Source organism: Pseudomonas sp. TH41, from assembly GCF_016650695.1.
Lineage (GTDB): Bacteria > Pseudomonadota > Gammaproteobacteria > Pseudomonadales > Pseudomonadaceae > Aquipseudomonas.
The window spans coordinates 960,060-980,788 of record NZ_JAEKFH010000003.1 but is presented as its reverse complement, the minus strand read 5'-3'; the positions used below and the strand labels follow the sequence as shown (position 1 = coordinate 980,788).

Sequence of the window (20,729 nt, the reverse complement as noted above, 5' to 3'; positions counted from 1 at the left end):
GTATCAAGAAGCCCGTTCATGGCCCAGCCGTCCACGACCTACAAGTTTGAACTGAACCTCACCGACCTCGACCGCAGTGTTTACGAGACAGTGAAGCAGACCATTGCCCGTCACCCTTCGGAAACCGAAGAGCGCATGACCGTGCGGCTCCTGGCCTACGCGTTCTGGTACAACGAGCAGCTGTCGTTTGGTCGCGGTCTGTCAGACGTGGATGAGCCCGCTCTGTGGGAAAAGAGCCTGGATGACCGTGTTCTGCACTGGATTGAAGTCGGTCAGCCAGACGCTGATCGCCTGACCTGGTGCTCCCGCCGCACCGAGCGCACCAGCTTGCTGGCCTACGGCAGCCTGCGCGTCTGGGAAACCAAAGTGATTCCGGCGATCAAAAACCTGAAAAACGTGCACATCGCTGCCGTGCCGCAGGAAATCCTGGAAACCCTGGCCAAGGACATGCCCCGCGTTATCAAGTGGGACGTGATGATCAGCGAAGGGACAATCTTCGTCACCGACGACCGTGGTCAACACGAAGTCCAGTTGCAGTGGCTGAGCGGCGAACGCGGCTGATTTTCGCCGATCGTTCGCGTTTTCCGGTTTTATCCTACGTATTCAAGAGAAGCACCTGTCACCCCATGCGCATCGAACCTCGCCTGTTGCCCGACACCCTGCCATTCCTCGGTGATCTGCCGCCGCTGCTGACCCGTCTGTACGCGGCGCGGGGCGTGCTGTCCGAGGCTGAACTGGACAAGAGCCTGGCGCGGCTGATTCCGTTCCAGCAACTCAAAGGCATCAATGCTGCCGTGGATTTGCTGGTGACGGCGCTCGAACAACGGCAGCGGATTCTGATCGTTGGCGACTTCGACGCCGATGGCGCGACCGCCAGTACCGTGGGCGTGTTGGGCTTGCGTCTGCTGGGGGCGGCGCACGTCGACTACCTGGTGCCAAACCGATTCGAGTATGGCTACGGCCTGACGCCGGAAATCGTGGCGGTGGCGCTGGAACGTCAACCCCAGCTGCTGATTACCGTGGACAATGGTATTTCCAGTGTCGAGGGCGTGGCGGCGGCGAAAAAGGCCGGGCTCCAGGTATTGGTCACCGACCACCACTTGCCCGGCGATGAACTGCCGTTGGCCGATGCCATCGTCAATCCGAACCAGCCGGGGTGCGACTTCCCGAGCAAGGCGTTGGCCGGCGTCGGGGTGATTTTCTATGTGCTGATGGCCCTGCGTGCGCGCTTGCGCGCTCTGGGCTGGTACGAGAGCCAGCCTCAGCCGAACATCGGCGAGTTACTGGACCTTGTGGCCCTGGGCAGCGTCGCCGACGTGGTGCCGCTGGATGCCAACAACCGGATTCTGGTGCACCAGGGACTTGAGCGGATTCGTGCCGGACGTGCGCGGCCGGGGATCAAGGCGATCCTCGAAGTGGCCAAACGTGAGTCTGCGCGCATCACCTCCACCGATCTGGGATTTATCGTCGGCCCACGCCTTAACGCGGCAGGAAGGCTGGATGACATGAGCCTGGGCATCGAATGCCTGCTCACCGACGATGCCGGTATGGCGCGGGAAATGGCGGTCCAGCTCGACGGCATGAACCAGGACCGCAAATCCATCGAGCAGGGCATGCAGCGTGAGGCGCTGGCTCAGCTCAAGGACTTGCCGGTCGAATCGATGCCGTTCGGCCTGTGCCTGTTTGATCCGGAGTGGCACCAGGGTGTCATCGGCATCCTCGCCTCGCGTATGAAAGAGCGCTATTTCCGTCCGACGATTGCCTTTGCCGATGCGGGCGATGGCATGCTCAAGGGCTCGGGACGTTCGGTTCAGGGCTTCCACATTCGCGACGCCTTGAGCGTCGTGGCGGCACAGCATCCCAACCTGATCAGCAAGTACGGCGGTCATGCCATGGCGGCCGGCTTGACGTTGCCCGAAGCGAATTTTCCGTTGTTCGCCGAAGCCTTTGACGCTGAGGTGCGTAGGCAATTGCGCGAAGAGGACCTGACCGGGCGCTTGCTGTCGGACGGCACCCTGGCGGTCGAGGAGTTTCACCTGGAACTGGCCCGCGCGTTGCGCCATGCCGGACCTTGGGGGCAGCACTTTCCGGAGCCGTTGTTCCATGGCGTGTTTCAGTTGGTCGAGCAGCGTGTCGTCGGTGAGCGGCACCTTAAAGTGGTGCTCAAAAGTGAATGTGGCTCGGTCAAACTCGACGGCATTGCCTTTGGCATCGACCGTGATATCTGGCCGAACCCGACCATCAGGTGGGTGGAATTGGCCTACAAGCTCGACCTCAACGAGTTTCGAGGGAACGAGACCGTGCAGTTGATGATTGCCCACATCGAACCGCGTTGAGCCCCAAAAGATCGCAGCCTTCGGCAGCTCCTACAGGTGCGATCTTTTCTTGAACCCCCCACTCATGCCCGTTGTCGACTAGGCTCTAAGCACTGCTTGATAATCCTTGTGACGTCTTGTCTTATTTTTTTGCCCGCGGGGGCGGGTGCTGCACCATTTTCCTGTCACTCGTCGACTTTTCAAACAGAACCCTGGAGCCTGCCCACTGATTCGAGAGGTGCCCCATGAGTCTGCTGCTTGAACCCTATACCCTTCGCCAATTGACCCTGCTCAACCGCATCGCCGTGTCACCGATGTGCCAGTATTCCTGCGTCGATGGGCTGGCCAATGACTGGCACCTGGTGCACCTCGGCAGCCGCGCTGCCGGTGGCGCCGGACTGGTGTTCACCGAAGCCACGGCGGTCACCGCCGATGGACGCATCACCGCCGAAGACCTCGGCTTGTGGAACGATGAACAGATCGAACCCCTGCAACGCATCACCCGTTTCATCGCCGCTCAAGGCGCTGTCGCCGGCATTCAGCTGGCTCACGCCGGACGCAAGGCCAGTACCCATCGGCCGTGGCTCGGCAAGCACGGTAGCCTCAAGCCGGAAGATGGCGGCTGGACTCCGGTCGGTCCTTCGCCGATTGCGTTCGACCCCCAGCACACCGCACCGAAGCAGCTTGATGAAAGCCAGATCGCCGAGGTCATTCAGGCCTTTGTCGACTCGGCAAAACGGGCCTTGGTCGCCGGTTTCAAAGTGGTTGAAATACACGCTGCCCACGGTTATTTGCTGCACCAGTTTCTGTCGCCCCTGAGTAATCAGCGACGCGATCAATATGGGGGTTCGTTCGAGAATCGAATTCGGCTGGTACTGCAAGTCACCGAAGCGGTGCGCGCGGTGTGGCCTGAAGAATTGCCGTTGTTCGTGCGGGTGTCGGCCACCGACTGGGTAGAAGATGGCTGGAACCCCGATGAAACCGTCGAGCTGGCACGGCGCCTAAAAGACTTGGGTGTGGACCTGATTGACGTCTCGTCGGGCGGTACAGCGGCCAACGCCGAGATTCCTACAGGCCCGGGTTATCAGACCCGCTTCGCCGAACGTGTGCGCAAGGAGTCAGGCATAGCCACCGGCACGGTAGGAATGATTACCGAACCGGCCCAGGCCGAGCACATTCTGCGCACCTGTCAGGCGGACATCATCTTCCTTGCCCGAGAGCTGCTGCGGGATCCGTATTGGCCGCTGCATGCCGATGATGATCTGGGTGGGCACAAGGCGATCTGGCCGGCGCAGTATCAGCGGGCGACGCATCGTGATCAGCCGATTCATGAGTCGGATTTGCGTGACTGAATGAGGCGGTAAAAACAAAAAGCCCCGGTCAATGTGATCGGGGCTTTTTAACATCAAAAGATCGCAGCCTGCGGCAGCTCCTACAAAGGTATGTGACCCCATATAGGAGCTGCCGCAGGCTGCGATCTTTTGATTTTGCCGTCAGGTGTACTTGCGCTTATCCGGCGCCGGCGGGAAGTACTGGTACAACCAGGTCTCACTCAACGTCCGGTCATGGGTGCGAATGAACAACCGCAGCTCCACCGGCGCCACACTGTCATTGGTCGGGTACCAGTCAAACGTGATGCGGTAACCCTTGATGTCATCGAGCACCAACACGTTGAAATCTTTCACCTGCCCGTTCGAGCAAGTGACCACCGGCTCGATCGCCGCACCTTCCGGCAAGCGATCGAGACCGCCACCGGTGAAGTCCACGGCGAAGCGACGAGCCCAGACTTCCGGGTAATGCTCGCCCGGTGCCCAGCCTTCGACGAAACCGCCCATGCCCGAACGGGTCGCATTGACCCGCGCCAACGGCGTCCCGACCGGTGGCAGGGCGCTCCAGTAGAGCTTGTAGCCATAGTTCAGGGAATCACCGGGCGCGACCGGTTTTTTCGGCGTCCAGAACGCGACAATGTTATCGAGGGTTTCGCCGGTTGTAGGAATTTCCAACAAATCGATAGAGCCTTCGCCCCACGCAGTCGTCGGTTCTACCCACAGGCTAGGACGCTTGCTGTACCAGTCGACGGTGTCCTGATAGCTGACGAATTCGTGATCGGTCTGCACCAGGCCGAAACCTTTTGGGTCGGTGTCAGCGAAGGCGTTGAATTGCAAGGTGGCCGGGTTGTTCAGTGGCCGGCAGATCCATTCGCCGTTGCCGCGCCACATGGCCAGGCGATCCGAGTCGTGGATTTGCGGGTGAATGGTGTCGCACATGCGCCGCTCATGGGTGCCGCAACTGAACATGCTGGTCATCGGCGCGATGCCCAGTTGTTCGATGGCGGTGCGTGCATTGATGTGGGCATCGACGCCCATGACGACCTGATTGGCCTGGCAGTCGATATCGAAACGGTACGCGCCAGTGGCGCTCGGCGAATCCAGCAGGGCGTAGACCACGAAGCGGGTGCTGTCCTTGTCCGGCGTCTCGAACCAGAACTTGGTGAAGTCGGGAAATTCCTCACGCTTCTTGGCGTAGGTATCGATCGCCAGACCGCGCGCCGACAGTCCGTACTGGCCTGTGGCGTCTACCGCACGGAAATAGCTGGCGCCGAGAAAGGACAACACGTCGTGCTTATCCAGCTCCGGTGCCTTGAACAGCTTGAACCCGGAAAACCCCAGGTCGCCCGTGAGCTGTTTGGTGTCGACCGTGGTTTTTTCATAGTTGAACAGTGACGGGCGGAAATGCACCTCGCGAGCCTGGCGCGTCTTCGGATCGACGCTGTACATGCGCACCGGCTGCTTGAATCCCATACCGACGTGGAAGAATTGCACATCCAGCTGACCGTTCAACTCATTCCACAGCGAGTGATTGCCGTCGTACTGGATCGCGTTGAAGTTCTGCGGCGTCATGGTCGCCAGCGTCGGCGGCAGCACTTGCTTGGTGTCCTGATAGCGATTGCCGGCGAGCTGCTTGGCCTGGATTTTCAGCGCTTCGAAGTCGAACGCTTGAGCCTCGCCATCCGCCGCGCCATTCCCCGCCCAAGCGCGTGCGGCCAGCAGGCCGGTGGCCGACAAACCGGTATAAGCCGCAATGGCCATGGATGCTTTGAGCAAATTTCTGCGGTGCATAAGTACAACCTGTCGTGAACAATCCCGCGCCGTTCCTGGCACGTGCTGGATCTGAAATAACGGTTCGGACATGCCTTCGGCCAAACGCAACGGACATTAAACAGATGCCAAATAGCTTAGACCGTTCGGTGGCAGAGAAAAAATGATTGATTGCATGGCGATGGCGCGGCAATGAAACAAGACGTTTCGGTTAACGTTTCCCACAGAGTTTTCTGATTTATAGGGCATTTCTGCTTTTTTTGATTAATTACTCTAAAAATCGCTTTTCAGCGCCCGGATAGTTTCTATTCTGTGGTCATGACCGGTTTTTGCCCTTCAGGCCGGCGACTGACAAAAAGGAGAGGGCGATGCGTTTTTTGAAGTTTTCTCGGGCTTATAAAAGGACATCGTCCATGACGAAAGTACGAAGCATCACCGAAATGTTGGGAATCCTTCCGTGCCTGGCGACCGGGCGACGAAGGCGTCGACTCAGTTCAGAGGAGTTGACGTTGGTGGAGCGTTATCGGGACTTGTCGGAGAGTGACCGAATTGCGATGCGGTGTCTGGTGGATGCGATGCGGAGTGTTTCGCGGTTTTGAGGAGGTACGCCGTTCAGCCGTGGCGATAGTGTCACGGCTGAATGTCGCCTATTACCAATTCTGCGATCGCTCTGCCCGTTGGTGCAAAACACGCAGTATCTGTATCTGGCCATGCATCAGTCGATAGGGAGCGATGAATGGATAACGGCCGAATACTAATTCGCGTACATCTGGCACTACAGAGGGCCTTCCTGAACCTGGGAACCGCTCTAGCTGATGGAAGGATTGCAGAAAAATCGCTATTACCTCGAAAGCGGCATCAGCGCCAAGGGCGCCTTGGTAATACTCATGAATAGAGTCGAGGTCACTTTCTGCTTTTTCAGTCAGTACTACGCTCGGCACGTTTTGCCCACTTAGCCTTTACGGCATCCAGATCGGTAAGTTTTCCTGCGTCGGCGTCTTCTATGCCATCGCTTATGGCTTGCAGATGCCATGACTCGGCTTCTACATATCGAACCAATGCACGCTTGAGATGGTACTGACGGTCTCGATCGGTGGCCGCTGCCAGATTATCCAGCTGTTGGGCCAGCGTTTCTTCAACTCGAAAAGACAAAACGGGTGAGGCCATGGTGGCTCTCCTAGAAATGTATACGTTGTAAACGACGTAAACACCCTAGGTCTTACCGACTTGTTCGTCAACCGGTCGCCGTGCATTGGTTTGAAGAAATCTTAGCGGGCGGAAGAAGAACGGGAGGAGGTGATGTATTTCGAAATGCAATGAGTGCCCCGCTGCCATTGATGGCACCGGGGCAAACAACCTCCAAGCATCCCCCGGAGGCTCGCTCACCGGGCTGCTTTTCTCCCGCTAATTCATCCTGCTTTCAGCTACACGTACCCAGGATCGTGAACGGCCGCTGTACCTGCATCAGATCAGGCATATCCCGCCATTTGATCCAGGCCTGATGCTGCCAATGCAGTAGCGGCACCGAGATCCCGGCCCATTGCAACGAATTCAGGCTAGGAATGTTGTCCACAGGCGCCACCTCCGCATTACGCAGCATTGGCATGACTTCGTTGCTCAACCATTGGCGCAGGTTCCGGTTTTCCGGGATGAAATGGTGGACTAGAAGTGCGTACATCCCTGATTCGCTGACCATCAGTGCTTCGACTGTTTTGCCGTTTTTTAGCAGCCAAACGTATCGGCGTTGATCTGGGTCGAGTTTCAGGGTGAGGCGTTGGTCCATCGGGCGTCCCATCAAGCGACCGAGGTCATGGACGCAGAACCAGGCCTGATTGTCTTGCATGAGCGTGTGGAGGAATCGGTTGTGGCGGGTAAAGACGGTTGGGGTGAAATGAGGATGGATTTCAGACGGATTTAGCGTGTGCTTAAGCATTATTCGACTCCATGTTGAAAAGGAGCCGCCACTAATCCTTCGACAGATTTGGGTGGCGGACCATGTGGCGTTCGAAGTCGGAACATTCTCGATCAACATGAAGCCGAGAGGCCCGCGCCACACGGCCCGCCATAAAGAGAAGCTGAAAGGCAAAAATGCCCCAGTTCATATGGGGGCGCGGATGCGCCATGTTGATGATATTCCGGCTTCGACCCCGGGTCGCTGATGTTGCAGCGACGAAGTGAAGCCTATCTGCAAGGCGCTCGCGGCGCCAAGTCTACTCTGGCGCCGCGTGTTGTAGGAATCGGTGTCATTTCTGGAAGGCTTGATCTGTAGGAATTGCCTGTTTTTGCATGATCTGCAGTGCAGCTGCGCCGAACTGCTGTTTTTTCCTTTATTTTTTGTTCTTTCAGGAATCAACTGCGGGTTCGCGACATGTTGATCGAATTTTCCGTTTCCAATTACCGCTCCTTCCGTGACAAGCAAACCTTCTCCATGGCTGCGACGCCGCGCTTAAGCAAAAAGCGCAACATCTTCACGCCGGCTGTAAATGGAGAAAAACTTCCGGATTTGTTGAAGGTGGCTGCGATCTATGGACCGAATGCGTCGGGTAAATCTTCGCTTGTCCGGGCGATGGGGATCATAGGGCAGCTGCTTACAGCACAGCCCCCCTCAAATGATGAACCGCTACCGGTCTCGCCATTTCGTTTTGACCCGCGACTTGAAAACGAACCCAGTTTTTTTGAGTACAACTTCATTCAACACGGGCTCCGATATCGGTTTGTTCTGCGCATGACTGCGCAACGGATTATCGAGGAGCAACTGGTCTCTTACCCCAAAGGGAAAGAAACGCTGCTGTACCAGCGTCGTTTTGTGGAAGAGGGAGAGCAGTATGTTTTTGGTTCAAAGCTTGAGGGTGGTAAAGAGGTTCACAATGCCTGGCAGCGCCTGACGAGCCCCAAAGTGTTGTTTATTTCGCAAGCGGTTGCGAACAGTAGCGAAGAGCTGACTCAGTTGCGCAGGCCATTTAGCTGGTTTCAAACCGGTCTACTCGTTATTGAGCAGAACAACATGATGGGGTTATCAGCCGCGTCCATCAGGTTTCTACGGATGGCCTCGGACTACACGAGCGATTTACGAGACTTTCTAAAGGAAGTGGATATCCCGGTGTCAGCCATCCAGTTCAATACCGAGGACGCAGAGTCTGTTCAGCGCACTAAAAAACTCACACTGAAAGAGTTCTTCGCAGCCGCCCAAAAAGACAAAGTGACCCTCACGCATACGAGTCTTCTAGGCAAAGCGGAATTTGATTTTTCCGAAGAGTCCGGCGGCACGAAAAACCTGATTGGATTCTGGCTACCTTGGTTCATGATCAACCACGCCGATGGTAGCGGGATACTTTCTGTCGATGAGTTGGACAGCAGCCTCCACCCTTCAATAGTCGCTGACCTGATTGAGAAACACCTGGACAGTGGGTTGGATACTCAACTGATCTTTACCACTCACGATACTCATCTTATGAGCGCCAAAGCACTTCGACGTGATCAGTTCTGGATCACCGAACGCGATGCTAACGGTGCAACCTGCCTTTTTTCTGTTCACGATTTTGAAGGACGAGAGGGCGAGGATGTGGAGAAACGCTACTTCGAAGGACGTTATCGCGGGTTGCCGCTGATAAGGCGGGGTTGAGCATGGCGCGTTCGATACGGCTGTTTGATCGAAAGGCCTCGCGGTTCAAGCCTCAACCCAAAGTGCTGGTCCTCTGTGAAGACAGCAAGTCAGGAAAACGATATCTGGAGGAGGCTGCATTTCACTTCCGGGCCAACGCTCAAGTGGAAATTGCCCATTGCGGCGTCACGCACCCAAGCGGCATTGTAGAAATAGCCATCGCCCGCCAGAGAGGCTTCGATAAGGTGTTTTGTGTATTGGATCGCGATACGCATCTGTGTTTTGAGCGAGCAATGAATCTGGCGAGGTCGCATCCGAAAATCAAAGTTATTGCCTCGTATCCCTGTTTTGAGTTTTGGCTACTCCTGCACTTCGGTTTCAATCGAAAGCCATTTCGAGCGGTTGGGAAGCATTCTCCTGGCGACCTGGTGGCCAAGAGTCTCAGAGAGAAACCCAACATGGATAAATATGAGAAGGGCGAAAACACCAACTATTTTTTACAACTGTTGGGTGAGCTATTCGACAGAGCGAGAGTTTTAGCACCAAAGATTATCGAGGACGTCGCCGTCAGTGGAGAACCCAATCCCAGCACCGAGATTCATCTGCTGATGGACGAGTTCGAAACCCTCTCTAGACCTCAACCGATCTAACACGACTAATCCAGCCCGCATCGCTGCGGGCTGGACAAGCAACGTTAGCGACTAACCTTCCAAGCATCGCCAGCAGGCGCCGTGCCGTGGTCATACGGTTTGCCGAGCCACATATAGAGCAAGCCAAGACCAATCACGATCGCCGTGCTCAGCACCATGGCGTAGTTGATGTACCACGCCGCATCCGGGGTGCGCGGCCAGGCCATGTTGATAATCGCGCTCACGCCATAAACCAGCGCGCCGATGTTCACGGCCCAGCCCCATGCACCGAGGGTGAACTTGCCGCTCGGTTTCCAGCCTTTCATACGCGCATAGAGTGCTCCGAGCACGATCATCTGGAACGCCAGGTAGATACCGATGGCCGCGAAGCTGACGATGGTTGCCACCGCATCTTGCAGGAAGAAGCCCAGCACAATGATCAGCCCCGGCAGGACGCCGGATACGAACAGCGCCGCCACCGGAACCTGTGTCGTAGGGGAAATCTTCTTCAGCAGTGAGCTGCCAATGACCATTTCATCCCGAGCGTAGGAGTACAGCAGGCGACTCGCCGCCGCTTGCAGGCTGATGACGCAGGAGATGAAGGAAATCATCACCACACCCATCACTACTTTCGAACCGACCGGGCCAAAGGCGTTGTTGAGGATGGTGGTGACCGGGTCCTTGTCGGTGCCGTTGATCACGGCTTGCATGTCCGGCACGGCGAGGATCAGCGCCAGGCAGGCGAACATCGCGGCGATACCGCCGATGTAGATGGTCATGCGCATGGCCACCGGGATCTGCTTGCTCGGGTTCGGGGTTTCTTCGGCCACATCGCCGCAGGCCTCGAAGCCGTAGTACAGGAACATCCCCGCCAGCGATGCAGTCAGGAATGCCGGCAGATAAGAGCCATCGACACGGATATCGAAGGTGTTGAACAGCACGCTGATCGATTGATGACGCTCGAAGACCAGCAGGTAAACGCCAACGATCACCGCGCCGACCAGTTCGCACAGGAAGCCGAACATGGCAATGCGCGCCAGCACTTTGGTGCCGCTGAGGTTCACCAGGGTAGCGAACAGCGTCAGGAACAAGGCGATGACGATGTTGGTGTTGTTACTCGGTTCGAAGCCCATCATGGCCGCCAGGTACGGACCGGCACCCACGGCAACCGCAGCGATGGTCACGCACAGGGCGATGGAGTAGATCCAGCCGACCATCCACGCCCAGCGTTTGCCCACCAAGCGACGAGCCCACGGGTAAACGCCGCCGGAAATAGGGAACTGCGAGACCACTTCACCGAAGATCAGGCACACCAGCAACTGGCCGCAACCGACCAGCAAATAAGCCCAGAACATCGGTGGCCCGCCAGCGGCCAGGCACAGGCCGAAGAGGGTATAAACCCCTACGACCGGAGAGAGGTAAGTGAAGCCCAGGGCGAAGTTTTCCCACAGGCTCATGCTGCGATTGAAGTTCGAGGTGTAACCCAGTTTACGTAGTTGCTCGGCATCGCTGTCGGCAGCGGATGCAGAGAGTTCGGGTAGTGCACTCATGGTGTGTAAGCTCCGGAAAATCGGCAGATTTCGGATGTCCGAAACCGTGGCGGGGCCATGACGGCGCTGCCCGGATCGGTGGTTATTGTTTTGTTTGTCTGCGTTGAAACCTGGTGGTGCGTAATGCCGGTTTCGACCTTGAAACCGAGGTGACGCCTTCGCGAGCAGGCTCGCTCCCACAGGGGAATGCGATCAACTGTGGGAGCGAGCCTGCTCGCGATGTTTTTTAATGCTTGAACATCACATGCCGTACGACGGTGTAGTCCTCCAGCCCATACATCGACATGTCTTTCCCATAACCGGACAATTTCTGACCGCCATGGGGCATTTCGCTGACCAGCATGAAGTGCGTGTTCACCCAGGTGCAGCCGTACTGCAAGCGTGCCGACAAGCGATGCGCACGGCCGACATCCGAGGTCCAGACCGACGACGCCAGGCCGTAGTCCGAATCATTGGCCCAGCCCAGCACCTGCGCTTCATCGGTGAATTTGGTCACCGACACCACCGGCCCGAACACTTCGCGACGCACGATTTCGTCGTCCTGTTGCGCGTCGGCCAACACCGTCGGCTCGAAGAAGAAGCCATTGCCGTCCACCGCTTTGCCACCGGTGATCAAACGGATGTGCGGCTGCGCCACGGCCCGCTCGACAAACCCGGCCACGCGGTCGCGATGTTGCGCGGTGATCAGCGGACCCAGCTCGGTCGACGGATCATCCTGCAAGCCATATTTGATGCTGCTGACGGCCGCACCGAGCTTCTCGACGAACTGGTCGTAGATACCTTCCTGCGCATAGATGCGGCAAGCGGCGGTGCAATCCTGGCCAGCGTTGTAGAAGCCGAAGGTGCGGATGCCTTCCACCGCAGCGTCAATGTCGGCGTCGTCGAAGATGATCACCGGGGCCTTGCCGCCCAGTTCCATGTGCATGCGTTTGACGCTGTCGGCGGTGCTGGAAATGATGTTCGAACCGGTGGCGATCGAACCGGTCAGCGACACCATGCGCACTTTCGGGTGCGTGACCAGCGGGCTGCCCACCGTAGGACCCCGGCCGAATACCAGGTTGAGCACGCCGGCCGGGAAAATCTCCGACGCCAGTTCGGCCAGACGCAGGGCGGTCAGCGGGGTTTGTTCCGACGGCTTGAGCACCACGGTATTACCGGCGGCGAGGGCCGGGGCGATTTTCCAGGCGACCATCATCAACGGGTAGTTCCACGGCGCGATGGAGGCGATCACGCCCACCGGATCACGGCGGATCATCGAGGTGTGGCCCGGCAGGTATTCACCGCCCGCCGAGCCGCTCATGCAACGGCTGGCACCGGCGAAGAAGCGGAACACGTCGGCAATCGCCGGGATTTCGTCGTTCAGCGCGGCGCTGTAAGGTTTGCCGCAGTTGTCCGATTCCAGTTTGGCCAGCTCTTCACCGTGGGCTTCGATGACGTCAGCCAGTTTGAGCAGCAGCAACGAACGCTCTTTTGGCGGGGTGTGCGACCAGCTGTCGAAGGCGGCATCGGCGGCGCGCACGGCGGCATCGACCTGGGCTTCGCTGGCTTCGTTGATTTCCACCAGCACCCGACCGAGGGCCGGGTTGAACACGGGTTGGGCGGGGCCTTCGCCGTCGAGCAGTTGGCCGTTGATCAGTAATTTGGTTTGCATGGCATTGTCCTCTTCGAATCCATTATTTTTCTTTGGAAACTGGCCATTTGTAGGAGCGAGCTTGCTCGCGATGAACGTTAACGATGACGAGGGCCGCCTGGATGAACGCAGCGCCCTCACGTCCTTCGCGAGCAAGCTCGCTCCTACACAAAACCGTTTCTCCACCACAAATGAGTTGCAAGCTATTTCCCGCCACTGCCCGCGACGCTTTCGCCGCCACGGGTCAGGTAATAGGCGCCGAGAATCGGCAGCATGGTCACCATCATCACGAGCATCGCGACGACGTTGGTCACCGGCACGTCTCGTGGGCGGCTGAGCTGGTTGAGCAGCCACAACGGCAGGGTGCGTTCATGGCCGGCGGTGAAAGTGGTGACGATGATTTCGTCGAACGACAGGGCAAACGCGAGCATGCCGCCGGCCAGCAACGCCGAGCCGAGGTTCGGCAGGACGATGTAGCGGAAGGTCTGCCAACCGTCGGCACCGAGGTCCATCGAGGCTTCGATCAAACTGTGCGAGGTGCGGCGCAAACGGGCGATGACGTTGTTGTAGACGATCACCACGCAGAAGGTTGCGTGGCCGACGATGATGGTGAACATCCCCGGCTCGATGCCCAATGTCTTGAAGGTCGCCAGCAGCGCGATACCCGTGATGATCCCCGGCAAGGCAATCGGCAGGATCAACATCAGCGAAATGCCTTGTTTGCCGAAGAAATCCCGCCGGTACAACGCCGCCGACGCGAGGGTGCCGAGCACCATCGCGATCAACGTCGCGATGGCGGCGATTTCGGCCGACAGCTTGATCGCCTCCAGCACGTCGGGCCGCGAGAACGCTACGCTGAACCAGTGCAGGGTGAAGCCCTTGGGCGGAAAGCTGAAGGCCGCGTCTTCGGTGTTGAAGGCGTACATGAAGATGATCAGGATCGGGAAGTGCAGAAACACCAACCCGCCCCAGGCTGCGATTTTTAAGCCTAAAGAAGCTTTCTCAGAGTGCATCGAAGGCCCCCAGTCGTTTAACGATGGTCAGGTAGACGGCGATCAACACAATCGGCACCAGCGTGAACGCGGCGGCCATCGGCATATTGCCAATCGCGCCTTGCTGGGCATAAACCATGCTGCCGACGAAGTAGCCCGGCGGGCCCACCAGTTGCGGCACGATGAAGTCGCCCAGGGTCAGCGAAAAGGTAAAGATCGAACCGGCGGCAATGCCTGGAATGGACAGTGGCAGAATCACTTGCATGAAGGTCTGGCGCGGCTTGGCGCCAAGGTCGGCCGAGGCTTGCAGCAAGGAGGGTGGCAAGCGTTCCAGCGACGCCTGGATCGGCAGGATCATGAAGGGCAGCCAGATGTAGACGAACACCATGAACCGCCCCAGGTGCGAGGTCGACAACGTGCTACCGCCCACGCCCGAAATGCCCAGCACAAACTGCAAAACCGGCTCTAGCCCGAGGTGTTGAACGAACCACTGTGCGACGCCTCCCTTGGCCAGCAGCAACGTCCAGGCGTAAGCCTTGACGATGTAACTGGCCCACATCGGCATCATCACCGCGATGTAGAAAAACGCTTTGGTTTTGCCGGTGGTGTAACGCGCCATGTAGTAGGCAATCGGGAACGCAACGATGGCGCTGGCGATCGACACGACAATCGCCATGCTCAGCGTGCGCAGGATGATGTCGAAGTTCGATGGCTGAAACAGCGCCGCGAAGTTCGCCAGGGTCAGATCGGGTGTGACCGCCATGGTGAAGTCATCGAAGGTGTAGAAACCTTGCCACAGTAAAACCAACAGCGAGCCGAGATAGATCGCGCCGAACCATAGCAGCGGCGGCACCAGCAGCAGCGACAGGTAAAAATTCGGTCGGCGATACAGCAGGTTGGAAAACCTGCGCAACGGCGAGCCGCCGGATGGGTGTTGAGAGATTGCCAAGGTGTTCATTTCACACCCCGCCAACAACGGTGTCATGCAGCTGGATCATCGCTTCCCGCGCCCAGCGTGCGCTGATGCGTTGCCCGGTCTGGTGTTGGGCACTGACGTCCAGCCACTGCACGTTGGCCTGGCTGATGTTCAGGGTCTGGCCGTTTTCCAGTTTCATTTCATAGCGGGTGGCGCTGCCCTGGTATTGAATGTCATGCAGCAAGCCGCTGACTTCGATCTCGTGGCTGGCCAACGGGCCTTCGGCGAAACGCACGTGCTCCGGGCGAATCGAAAACGGCTGTGGATTGCCGCTCAACTGCTTCGCCAGATCACCGCGAATCACGTTCGAGGTGCCGACGAATTCGGCGACGAAGGTGGTCGCTGGCTTCATGTAGAGGTTGCGCGGCGTGTCGACCTGCTCGATGCGACCCTTATTGAATACGGCCACGCGGTCGGACATCGACAAGGCTTCAGTCTGGTCGTGGGTGACGAAGATGAAGGTGATGCCGAGTTGGCGTTGCAGCTTTTTCAGCTCGCCCTGCATTTGCTCGCGCAGCTTCAAGTCCAGCGCCCCGAGTGGCTCGTCGAGCAGCAACACGCGAGGGCGATTGACCAAGGCTCGAGCCAGGGCCACACGCTGGCGCTGGCCGCCGGACAATTGCACGGGCTTGCGCTCGCCGTAGCCACCGAGGGCGACCATGTCGAGGGCTTCTTCGGCACGCTTCCGGCGTTCGGCCTTGCCGACGCCTTTGACTTTCAAACCGTAGGCGACGTTGTCGAGTACGTTCATGTGCGGGAACAGTGCGTAATCCTGGAACACCGTGTTGACGTCACGCTGATAGGGCGGCAGGCCGGCAGCTTCTTGGCCATGAATCCGGATGGAGCCTGCGCTCGGTTGTTCGAAACCGGCAATCAGGCGCAAACACGTGGTTTTGCCCGAGCCGGAAGGGCCCAACATGGAGAAAAACTCGCCGTCCTGGATGTCGATGGAAACCCGGTCTACGGCTTTCACTTCGCCGAATAGACGGGAAACGTTGGTGAACTGGACTGCAAGCGTCATGATGCGGTGCTCCAAAAAGGCGAAGGCCGTCGCAGCGGCCCTGCCTGGACTTCTGAAAAAGCGGGGAATCTGTTGTAGGAGCGAGCTTGCTCGCGAAGAATGTCAGGTCGACACGTTCATTCAGGATGTCCGCGTGATCGTTAACGACCATCGCGAGCAAGCTCGCTCCTACACGGGGGCTTAACGGCCGCCCATAATCGCGATGTAATCCTGGGTCCAGCGGCTGTACGGCACGAATTTGCCACCTTCAGCCTGCGGGGTTTTCCAGAAGGCGATCTTCTCGAACTGGTCGAAACCGTTGGTTTTGCAACCCTCTGCGCCGAGCAACTCGCTCTCCTTGCACGCCGCGGGAACCGCTGGCAGCGAACCGAACCACGCCGCTACGTCGCCCTGGACCTTCGGTTTCAGCGACCAGTCCATCCACTTGTAAGCGCAGTTCGGGTGTTTGGCTTCGGCGTGCAACATGGTGGTGTCGGCCCAACCGGTGGCGCCTTCTTTCGGGATGGTCGACGCGATCGGCTGCTTCTCGTTCATCAGGCCGTTGACCTGATACGGCCAGGAGCTGGACGCGACCACGCCTTCGTTCTTGAAGTCACTCATTTGCACGGTGGTGTCGTGCCAGTAGCGGTGGATCAAAGGCTGCTGGGCGCGCAACAGATCGAGCACGGCTTTGTACTGGGCTTCCGTCAGTTCGTACGGGCTCTGGATGCCCAGTTCCGGCTTGGTGGTTTTCAAGTACAGCGCCGCGTCGGCAATGTAGATCGGACCGTCGTAAGCCTGGACGCGGCCCTTGTTTGGCTTGCCGTCCGGCAGGTTTTGCGCGTCGAACACCACGCCCCAGCTGGTCGGCGCGGTTTTAAACACGTTGGTGTTGTACATCAGCACGTTCGGTCCCCACTGATACGGGGTGCCGAAAGTTTGCTTGTTGACCACGTACCACGGCGCATCTTTCAGACGCGGGTCGAGGCCTTTCCAGTTCGGAATCAACGCCGTGTTGATCGGCTGCACACGCTTGCCGACGATTAACCGCAACGACGCATCGCCCGACGCGGTGACCAGGTCATAACCGCCCTTGGCCATCAGGCTGACCATTTCGTCGGAGGTCGCGGCGGTTTTCACATTGACCTTGCAGCCGGTTTCCTTCTCGAAACCGGTCACCCAGTCATAGGCCTTATCGCTCTCGCCACGTTCGATGTAGCCGGGCCAGGCGACAATATCCAGCTGACCTTCGCCGGCACCGACAGCTTTCAGCGGTTCGGCGGCCTGGATACTGGCACTGGCCAGCAGCGCCGTGGTGATTGCACTGAGCAGTGCGGTCTTGTGCACGAACATGGGATTTCCCTCTTCTTTAATTATGGTCGGGGCAGTTGTGAACGTGGTGAAGCATGCTGTAGGAGCGAGCTTGCTCGCGATGGTCGTGAACGATAACGAGCGTTTCCTGAATAAACGCGCCGCTCTTGCGTTCATCGCGAGCGAGCTCGCTCCTACATTGGCCGTTAGCGGCTTGTTATTAGCGTAGTCAGAGATGCTCTCCGTGGCGCGCCATGATGTGCCGCACCACGCTGTAGTCCTGAAGCGAGTCGCTGGACAGGTCTTTGCCGTAGCCCGAACGTTTCAGGCCGCCGTGGGGCATTTCGCTGACCAGCATGAAGTGGCTGTTGATCCAAGTGCAGCCGTACTGCAAACGCGCCGCGACTTGCATCGCCTTGTCCAGGTTCTGGGTCCAGACCGAGGAGGCGAGGCCGTATTCCGAGTCGTTGGCCCAGTCCACCGCCTGTTCGAGTGCATCGAAACGGGTCACGGTAACGACCGGTCCGAACACTTCGCGCTGGACGATTTCATCGCTCTGCTTGCACCCGGCCAGCAACGTCGGCTGGTAATAGAAGCCGGCGCCGGAATGCACCGCCGCGCCGGTCACGCGCTCGATGTGTGGCTGGCCGAGGGCGCGTTCGACAAAACTGGCCACGCGATCGCGCTGGCGGGTGCTGATCAGCGGGCCGATTTCGTTGTCGGCATCGCGTTTACCGGCGAAGCGCAGGCTGCTGACCGCCGCGCCGAGTTCGGCCACCAAGCGGTCATGAATCCCGGCTTGTGCATAAATGCGGCACGCGGCGGTGCAATCCTGGCCGGCGTTGTAATAGCCGTAAGTGCGCACGCCTTCGACCACGGCTTGAATGTCGGCGTCATTGCAGACGATCACCGGGGCCTTGCCGCCGAGTTCGAGGTGTGTGCGCTTGAGGGTTTTTGCGGCGGCCTGGAGGATTTTTTGTCCGGTGACGATATCGCCGGTCAACGACACCATGCGCACTTTAGGGTGACTGACCAAATGGCTACCAACGCCTTCGCCGCCGCCACAAATGATATTGATCACGCCGCGCGGCAGTATTTCCGCCAGCGCTGGCGCCAAGGCCAGAATCGACAATGGCGTGTGTTCGGACGGTTTGAACACCAGCGTGTTGCCAGCGGCCAGGGCGGGGGCGATTTTCCATGCGGCCATCATGATCGGATAGTTCCACGGCGCAATCGACGCCACCACGCCAATCGGATCGCGGCGGACCATGCTGGTGTAGCCCGGCAGGTATTCGCCGCTGAGCTGACCGGTCTGGCAGCGCACGGCGCCGGCGAAGAAGCGAAACACATCGACGGTGGCGCTCAAATCGTCCTGACGGGCCAGGTGCAACGGCTTGCCGCAGTTCAGCGATTCGAGGCGGGCGAGGAGGTCGGCGTTTTTTTCGATGGCGTTGGCGATGTCCAGCAACAGGTTCGAACGTTGCTGCGGCGTGGTGCGTGACCAACTGGCGAACGCATTATGGGCCGCGAGGATCGCCGCTTCGACTTGTTCGGTGCTGGCCTCGGCAATCTGCGTCAGCACTTCACCGGTGGCCGGGTTGAGGATTGGCTCGACAACGCCCTGGCCGGCAACTAATTCACCATCGATCAATAGAGCGGTGAACAACGGGGTGTGCGCGCCAGCCATTTTTCGGGTTCTCTTTTCTTGTGTGGCCATGCTGCTCCCTGTGACTGGGGCCCGGCCGTCTTATATAGATGCATCAAGACTAGTGCGCAGACCCGAGGTCGACAAATACTAAATACTGAAGGTGGCGTTCGATTAAATAGATGGCTTGCGCCCGCCGTGGGGTTGCTCGCGGGCGACGGTCAGAAACGGGTCCACCAGCGCCGGGCGCGCGGTGCCGCGACGCCAGGCCAGGCCGACGTCGAGGGTCTGGCTCAGGTCGGCGATGGAGCGTGCTTCGATGATGTCGCCCTCCAGTGACCACGGTCGGTAGGTCATGTCTGGCTGGATCGACACGCCCAAACCCGCCGCGACGAGGCTTCGTACGGCCTCGGTCGAGGCGGTTTTCAGGGTGATGCGCGGTTGCAGGCCGGCGCCATTCCACATGCGGTGAGCGTTGCGGTCCATTTCATCAACGTTCAGCTGAATCAGCGGCTCCCGGGCCACGTCGGCGAGGTTGATGCTGTCGTGTTCCAGCAAGGGATGCTGAGCTGGCAGCCACAGGCGATGGGGCGAGTGCGTCAAGACTTCAGTCTGCAGGGCGTGGCGGTCTTCGAGGTTGGACAGGATCAACACGCCGACATCGATCTCGCCGCTGACCAGCAAATGCTCGATGTAGGGCCGTTCGTCCTCCATCACGCGGATTTCGACGTTGGGATAGGCGCGCTGAAAACGGGTGAGTAAATCCGCCAGGTAATAACCGGCCACCAGGCTGGTCACGCCGACAATCAACTGCCCGGCCACTTGGTCGGTGCTCTGCTGGAGGCTGCGTTTGGCGTTGTCCACGGTGGCCAGAATCAGGTGCGCCTGGCGCAGGAATTGATGGCCTTGGTGGGTCAGCGTCATGCCCTTGGCGTGGCGGTTGAACAGGCTTACACCGATTTCCTGCTCCAGTTGCTGGATCGCCAGGGTCAGGGTTGACTGGGAAATGAACGCGGTTTGCGCGGCGGCGGAGATCGAGCCGGTCTCGGCCACGGCGATGAAGTGACGAATCTGACGCAAGGTCATCATGGGAAAAGTACCCGGTGGGCGGTTTTTATCGATTCGCCTGAGTGTATATCTTTTTAATCGATGGCCCAGCCCGAAGCCTTGGCTGGGCGCAATAGGCAAGCAACATCTGGAAGCACACTCGCTGGAAGCCGTCGGGCACTTTCGATCTAGGCTGGTGACCTTATTCGCCCGGTTAACCCGAATGCGTGGAGGCAGTAAATGAACACCCGTGGATTGCTCGATCAGCTACTGAAGTCTGGCCAGGACCTGTTGCAGAACAAGGCGAAGGGTCATCAGAACAAGGTGTCCGGCGGACTTGGCAGTTTGCTCTCGGGGGCTGGCGGCGGCGCGCTCGCCGCCGGCGCCATGGGGCTGTTACTGGGTAGCAAGAAGGGGCGCAGTGTCGGCGGGAAGGTGCTGACCTACGGCGGCCTCGCCGCGTTAGGCGTCATTGCCTACAAGGCCTACGGCAACTGGCAGGCCCAGCAGGGCACGGCGTCGAAGAGCGAACCGCAAACGGTTGACCGCTTGCCGGCAGCGCAGGTCGAGCAGCACAGCCAGGCGATACTCAAGGCGCTGGTGGCTGCCGCCAAGGCGGATGGACACGTCGATGAGCGTGAGCGCGCGTTGATTGAAGGCGAGTTCAGCAAACTCGATAACGATCAGGCGTTGCAGCACTGGCTGCACGCCGAACTCAACAAACCACTGGACCCGACTGACGTCGCCCGCGCTGCGAGCACCCCGGAAATGGCGGCCGAGATGTACGTCGCCAGTGTCATGGTGGTGGATGAGGAGAACTTCATGGAGAAGTCCTACCTCGATGAACTGGCGCGGCAGTTGAAGCTCGAGCCGGGGTTGAAGGCTGAACTTGAGAAGCAGGTGCGCCAGGCTTCGATTTAACCGGCACCCTTTAC

19 protein-coding genes are annotated in these 20,729 nt (G+C 58.7%); 7 read left to right on the top strand and 12 right to left on the bottom strand.

Annotated elements, in window-relative coordinates:
- Positions 1 to 18: 18 nt before the first annotated feature.
- The 3 genes from JFU37_RS07205 to JFU37_RS07195 all read left to right on the top strand — a co-directional run bounded on the left by JFU37_RS07205 (position 19) and on the right by JFU37_RS07195 (position 3,667).
- Entirely contained in the window at positions 19 to 561 is a 543-nt protein-coding gene (locus tag JFU37_RS07205) for a YaeQ family protein (RefSeq protein ID WP_201114544.1), read from the top strand.
- A gap of 65 nt (positions 562 to 626) precedes the next feature.
- Complete coding sequence (gene recJ / locus JFU37_RS07200) at positions 627 to 2,336, top strand: single-stranded-DNA-specific exonuclease RecJ (protein ID WP_201114542.1); 1,710 nt, start codon at positions 627 to 629, stop codon at positions 2,334 to 2,336.
- A 224-nt stretch (positions 2,337 to 2,560) separates the two neighbouring features.
- The gene (locus JFU37_RS07195) at positions 2,561 to 3,667 is read left to right on the top strand and encodes an NADH:flavin oxidoreductase/NADH oxidase (RefSeq protein ID WP_201114533.1); all 1,107 of its coding nucleotides are present in this window, start codon (positions 2,561 to 2,563) and stop codon (positions 3,665 to 3,667) included.
- A gap of 141 nt (positions 3,668 to 3,808) precedes the next feature.
- On the opposite strand, the gene JFU37_RS07190 is transcribed toward JFU37_RS07195, so the two are convergent.
- Positions 3,809 to 5,434: a glucan biosynthesis protein D gene (locus JFU37_RS07190; protein WP_201114530.1), complete on the bottom strand. Its 1,626-nt coding sequence runs from the start codon at positions 5,432 to 5,434 to the stop codon at positions 3,809 to 3,811.
- 392 nt (positions 5,435 to 5,826) lie between these two features.
- Here JFU37_RS07190 and JFU37_RS07185 point away from each other — a divergent pair, with 392 nt between their 5' ends.
- Positions 5,827 to 6,012 (top strand): hypothetical protein, encoded by a 186-nt coding sequence (locus tag JFU37_RS07185; protein WP_201114528.1) that lies wholly within the window; start codon positions 5,827 to 5,829, stop codon positions 6,010 to 6,012.
- 51 nt (positions 6,013 to 6,063) lie between these two features.
- Here the strand turns inward: JFU37_RS07185 and JFU37_RS07180 are convergent, their stop codons facing one another.
- The 3 genes from JFU37_RS07180 to JFU37_RS07170 form a co-directional block, all read right to left on the bottom strand.
- Complete coding sequence (locus JFU37_RS07180; protein ID WP_201114526.1) at positions 6,064 to 6,354, bottom strand: type II toxin-antitoxin system RelE/ParE family toxin; 291 nt, start codon at positions 6,352 to 6,354, stop codon at positions 6,064 to 6,066.
- Positions 6,332 to 6,580, bottom strand: a complete 249-nt coding sequence (locus JFU37_RS07175) for a CopG family ribbon-helix-helix protein (protein ID WP_201114524.1) — start codon at positions 6,578 to 6,580, stop codon at positions 6,332 to 6,334. The genes JFU37_RS07180 and JFU37_RS07175 overlap by 23 nt, the downstream gene beginning before the upstream one ends.
- Positions 6,581 to 6,833: 253 nt before the next feature.
- Entirely contained in the window at positions 6,834 to 7,346 is a 513-nt protein-coding gene (locus JFU37_RS07170) for a BRO-N domain-containing protein (protein WP_201114509.1), read from the bottom strand.
- Between the two features lie 435 nt (positions 7,347 to 7,781).
- On the opposite strand from JFU37_RS07170, the gene JFU37_RS07165 reads away from it, so the two are divergent.
- Positions 7,782 to 9,035: an AAA family ATPase gene (locus tag JFU37_RS07165; protein WP_201114506.1), complete on the top strand. Its 1,254-nt coding sequence runs from the start codon at positions 7,782 to 7,784 to the stop codon at positions 9,033 to 9,035.
- Positions 9,036 to 9,037: 2 nt separating this feature from the next.
- On the top strand, positions 9,038 to 9,664 hold the full coding sequence (locus JFU37_RS07160) for an RloB family protein (protein WP_201114503.1): 627 nt from the start codon (positions 9,038 to 9,040) through the stop codon (positions 9,662 to 9,664).
- A gap of 44 nt (positions 9,665 to 9,708) precedes the next feature.
- Here JFU37_RS07160 and JFU37_RS07155 read toward each other — a convergent pair whose 3' ends face one another.
- From JFU37_RS07155 to JFU37_RS07120, 8 genes are all read right to left on the bottom strand, one after another.
- On the bottom strand, positions 9,709 to 11,193 hold the full coding sequence (locus JFU37_RS07155; protein WP_201114500.1) for an APC family permease: 1,485 nt from the start codon (positions 11,191 to 11,193) through the stop codon (positions 9,709 to 9,711).
- 226 nt (positions 11,194 to 11,419) lie between these two features.
- Positions 11,420 to 12,844 carry a gamma-aminobutyraldehyde dehydrogenase gene (locus tag JFU37_RS07150; RefSeq protein ID WP_201114498.1) on the bottom strand — a complete coding sequence of 475 codons (1,425 nt, stop codon included), beginning with the start codon at positions 12,842 to 12,844 and terminating at the stop codon, positions 11,420 to 11,422.
- Between the two features lie 182 nt (positions 12,845 to 13,026).
- The gene (locus JFU37_RS07145; RefSeq protein WP_201114495.1) at positions 13,027 to 13,836 is read right to left on the bottom strand and encodes an ABC transporter permease; all 810 of its coding nucleotides are present in this window, start codon (positions 13,834 to 13,836) and stop codon (positions 13,027 to 13,029) included.
- Positions 13,826 to 14,773 carry an ABC transporter permease gene (locus JFU37_RS07140; RefSeq protein WP_201114492.1) on the bottom strand — a complete coding sequence of 316 codons (948 nt, stop codon included), beginning with the start codon at positions 14,771 to 14,773 and terminating at the stop codon, positions 13,826 to 13,828. Before JFU37_RS07140 ends, JFU37_RS07145 begins: the two co-directional genes overlap by 11 nt.
- Position 14,774: 1 nt before the next feature.
- Positions 14,775 to 15,812 carry an ABC transporter ATP-binding protein gene (locus JFU37_RS07135; RefSeq protein ID WP_201114490.1) on the bottom strand — a complete coding sequence of 346 codons (1,038 nt, stop codon included), beginning with the start codon at positions 15,810 to 15,812 and terminating at the stop codon, positions 14,775 to 14,777.
- A 180-nt stretch (positions 15,813 to 15,992) separates the two neighbouring features.
- Entirely contained in the window at positions 15,993 to 17,144 is a 1,152-nt protein-coding gene (ydcS, locus tag JFU37_RS07130) for a putative ABC transporter substrate-binding protein YdcS (protein ID WP_201114487.1), read from the bottom strand.
- 187 nt (positions 17,145 to 17,331) lie between these two features.
- On the bottom strand, positions 17,332 to 18,819 hold the full coding sequence (locus JFU37_RS07125; RefSeq protein ID WP_201114484.1) for a gamma-aminobutyraldehyde dehydrogenase: 1,488 nt from the start codon (positions 18,817 to 18,819) through the stop codon (positions 17,332 to 17,334).
- Between the two features lie 102 nt (positions 18,820 to 18,921).
- Positions 18,922 to 19,836, bottom strand: a complete 915-nt coding sequence (locus JFU37_RS07120) for a LysR family transcriptional regulator (protein ID WP_201114472.1) — start codon at positions 19,834 to 19,836, stop codon at positions 18,922 to 18,924.
- Between the two features lie 198 nt (positions 19,837 to 20,034).
- Here JFU37_RS07120 and JFU37_RS07115 point away from each other — a divergent pair, with 198 nt between their 5' ends.
- Entirely contained in the window at positions 20,035 to 20,715 is a 681-nt protein-coding gene (locus JFU37_RS07115) for a tellurite resistance TerB family protein (RefSeq protein WP_201114470.1), read from the top strand.
- Positions 20,716 to 20,729 lie beyond the last annotated feature (14 nt).

Excerpts from the sequence above, each read along its gene's own strand:
- JFU37_RS07145 (WP_201114495.1), bottom strand. The coding sequence starts at position 13,836 with ATGCACTCTGAGAAAGCTTCTTTAGGCTTAAAAATCGCAGCCTGGGGC.
- JFU37_RS07150 (WP_201114498.1), bottom strand. The coding sequence starts at position 12,844 with ATGCAAACCAAATTACTGATCAACGGCCAACTGCTCGACGGCGAAGGC.
- JFU37_RS07160 (WP_201114503.1), top strand. The coding sequence starts at position 9,038 with ATGGCGCGTTCGATACGGCTGTTTGATCGAAAGGCCTCGCGGTTCAAG.
- JFU37_RS07195 (WP_201114533.1), top strand. The coding sequence starts at position 2,561 with ATGAGTCTGCTGCTTGAACCCTATACCCTTCGCCAATTGACCCTGCTC.
- JFU37_RS07140 (WP_201114492.1), bottom strand. The coding sequence starts at position 14,773 with ATGAACACCTTGGCAATCTCTCAACACCCATCCGGCGGCTCGCCGTTG.
- JFU37_RS07135 (WP_201114490.1), bottom strand. The coding sequence starts at position 15,812 with ATGACGCTTGCAGTCCAGTTCACCAACGTTTCCCGTCTATTCGGCGAA.
- JFU37_RS07165 (WP_201114506.1), top strand. The coding sequence starts at position 7,782 with ATGTTGATCGAATTTTCCGTTTCCAATTACCGCTCCTTCCGTGACAAG.
- JFU37_RS07170 (WP_201114509.1), bottom strand. The coding sequence starts at position 7,346 with ATGCTTAAGCACACGCTAAATCCGTCTGAAATCCATCCTCATTTCACC.
- JFU37_RS07120 (WP_201114472.1), bottom strand. The coding sequence starts at position 19,836 with ATGATGACCTTGCGTCAGATTCGTCACTTCATCGCCGTGGCCGAGACC.
- JFU37_RS07175 (WP_201114524.1), bottom strand. The coding sequence starts at position 6,580 with ATGGCCTCACCCGTTTTGTCTTTTCGAGTTGAAGAAACGCTGGCCCAA.
- ydcS (WP_201114487.1), bottom strand. The coding sequence starts at position 17,144 with ATGTTCGTGCACAAGACCGCACTGCTCAGTGCAATCACCACGGCGCTG.
- recJ (WP_201114542.1), top strand. The coding sequence starts at position 627 with ATGCGCATCGAACCTCGCCTGTTGCCCGACACCCTGCCATTCCTCGGT.
- JFU37_RS07205 (WP_201114544.1), top strand. The coding sequence starts at position 19 with ATGGCCCAGCCGTCCACGACCTACAAGTTTGAACTGAACCTCACCGAC.
- JFU37_RS07155 (WP_201114500.1), bottom strand. The coding sequence starts at position 11,193 with ATGAGTGCACTACCCGAACTCTCTGCATCCGCTGCCGACAGCGATGCC.
- JFU37_RS07115 (WP_201114470.1), top strand. The coding sequence starts at position 20,035 with ATGAACACCCGTGGATTGCTCGATCAGCTACTGAAGTCTGGCCAGGAC.
- JFU37_RS07125 (WP_201114484.1), bottom strand. The coding sequence starts at position 18,819 with ATGGCCACACAAGAAAAGAGAACCCGAAAAATGGCTGGCGCGCACACC.
- JFU37_RS07185 (WP_201114528.1), top strand. The coding sequence starts at position 5,827 with ATGACGAAAGTACGAAGCATCACCGAAATGTTGGGAATCCTTCCGTGC.
- JFU37_RS07190 (WP_201114530.1), bottom strand. The coding sequence starts at position 5,434 with ATGCACCGCAGAAATTTGCTCAAAGCATCCATGGCCATTGCGGCTTAT.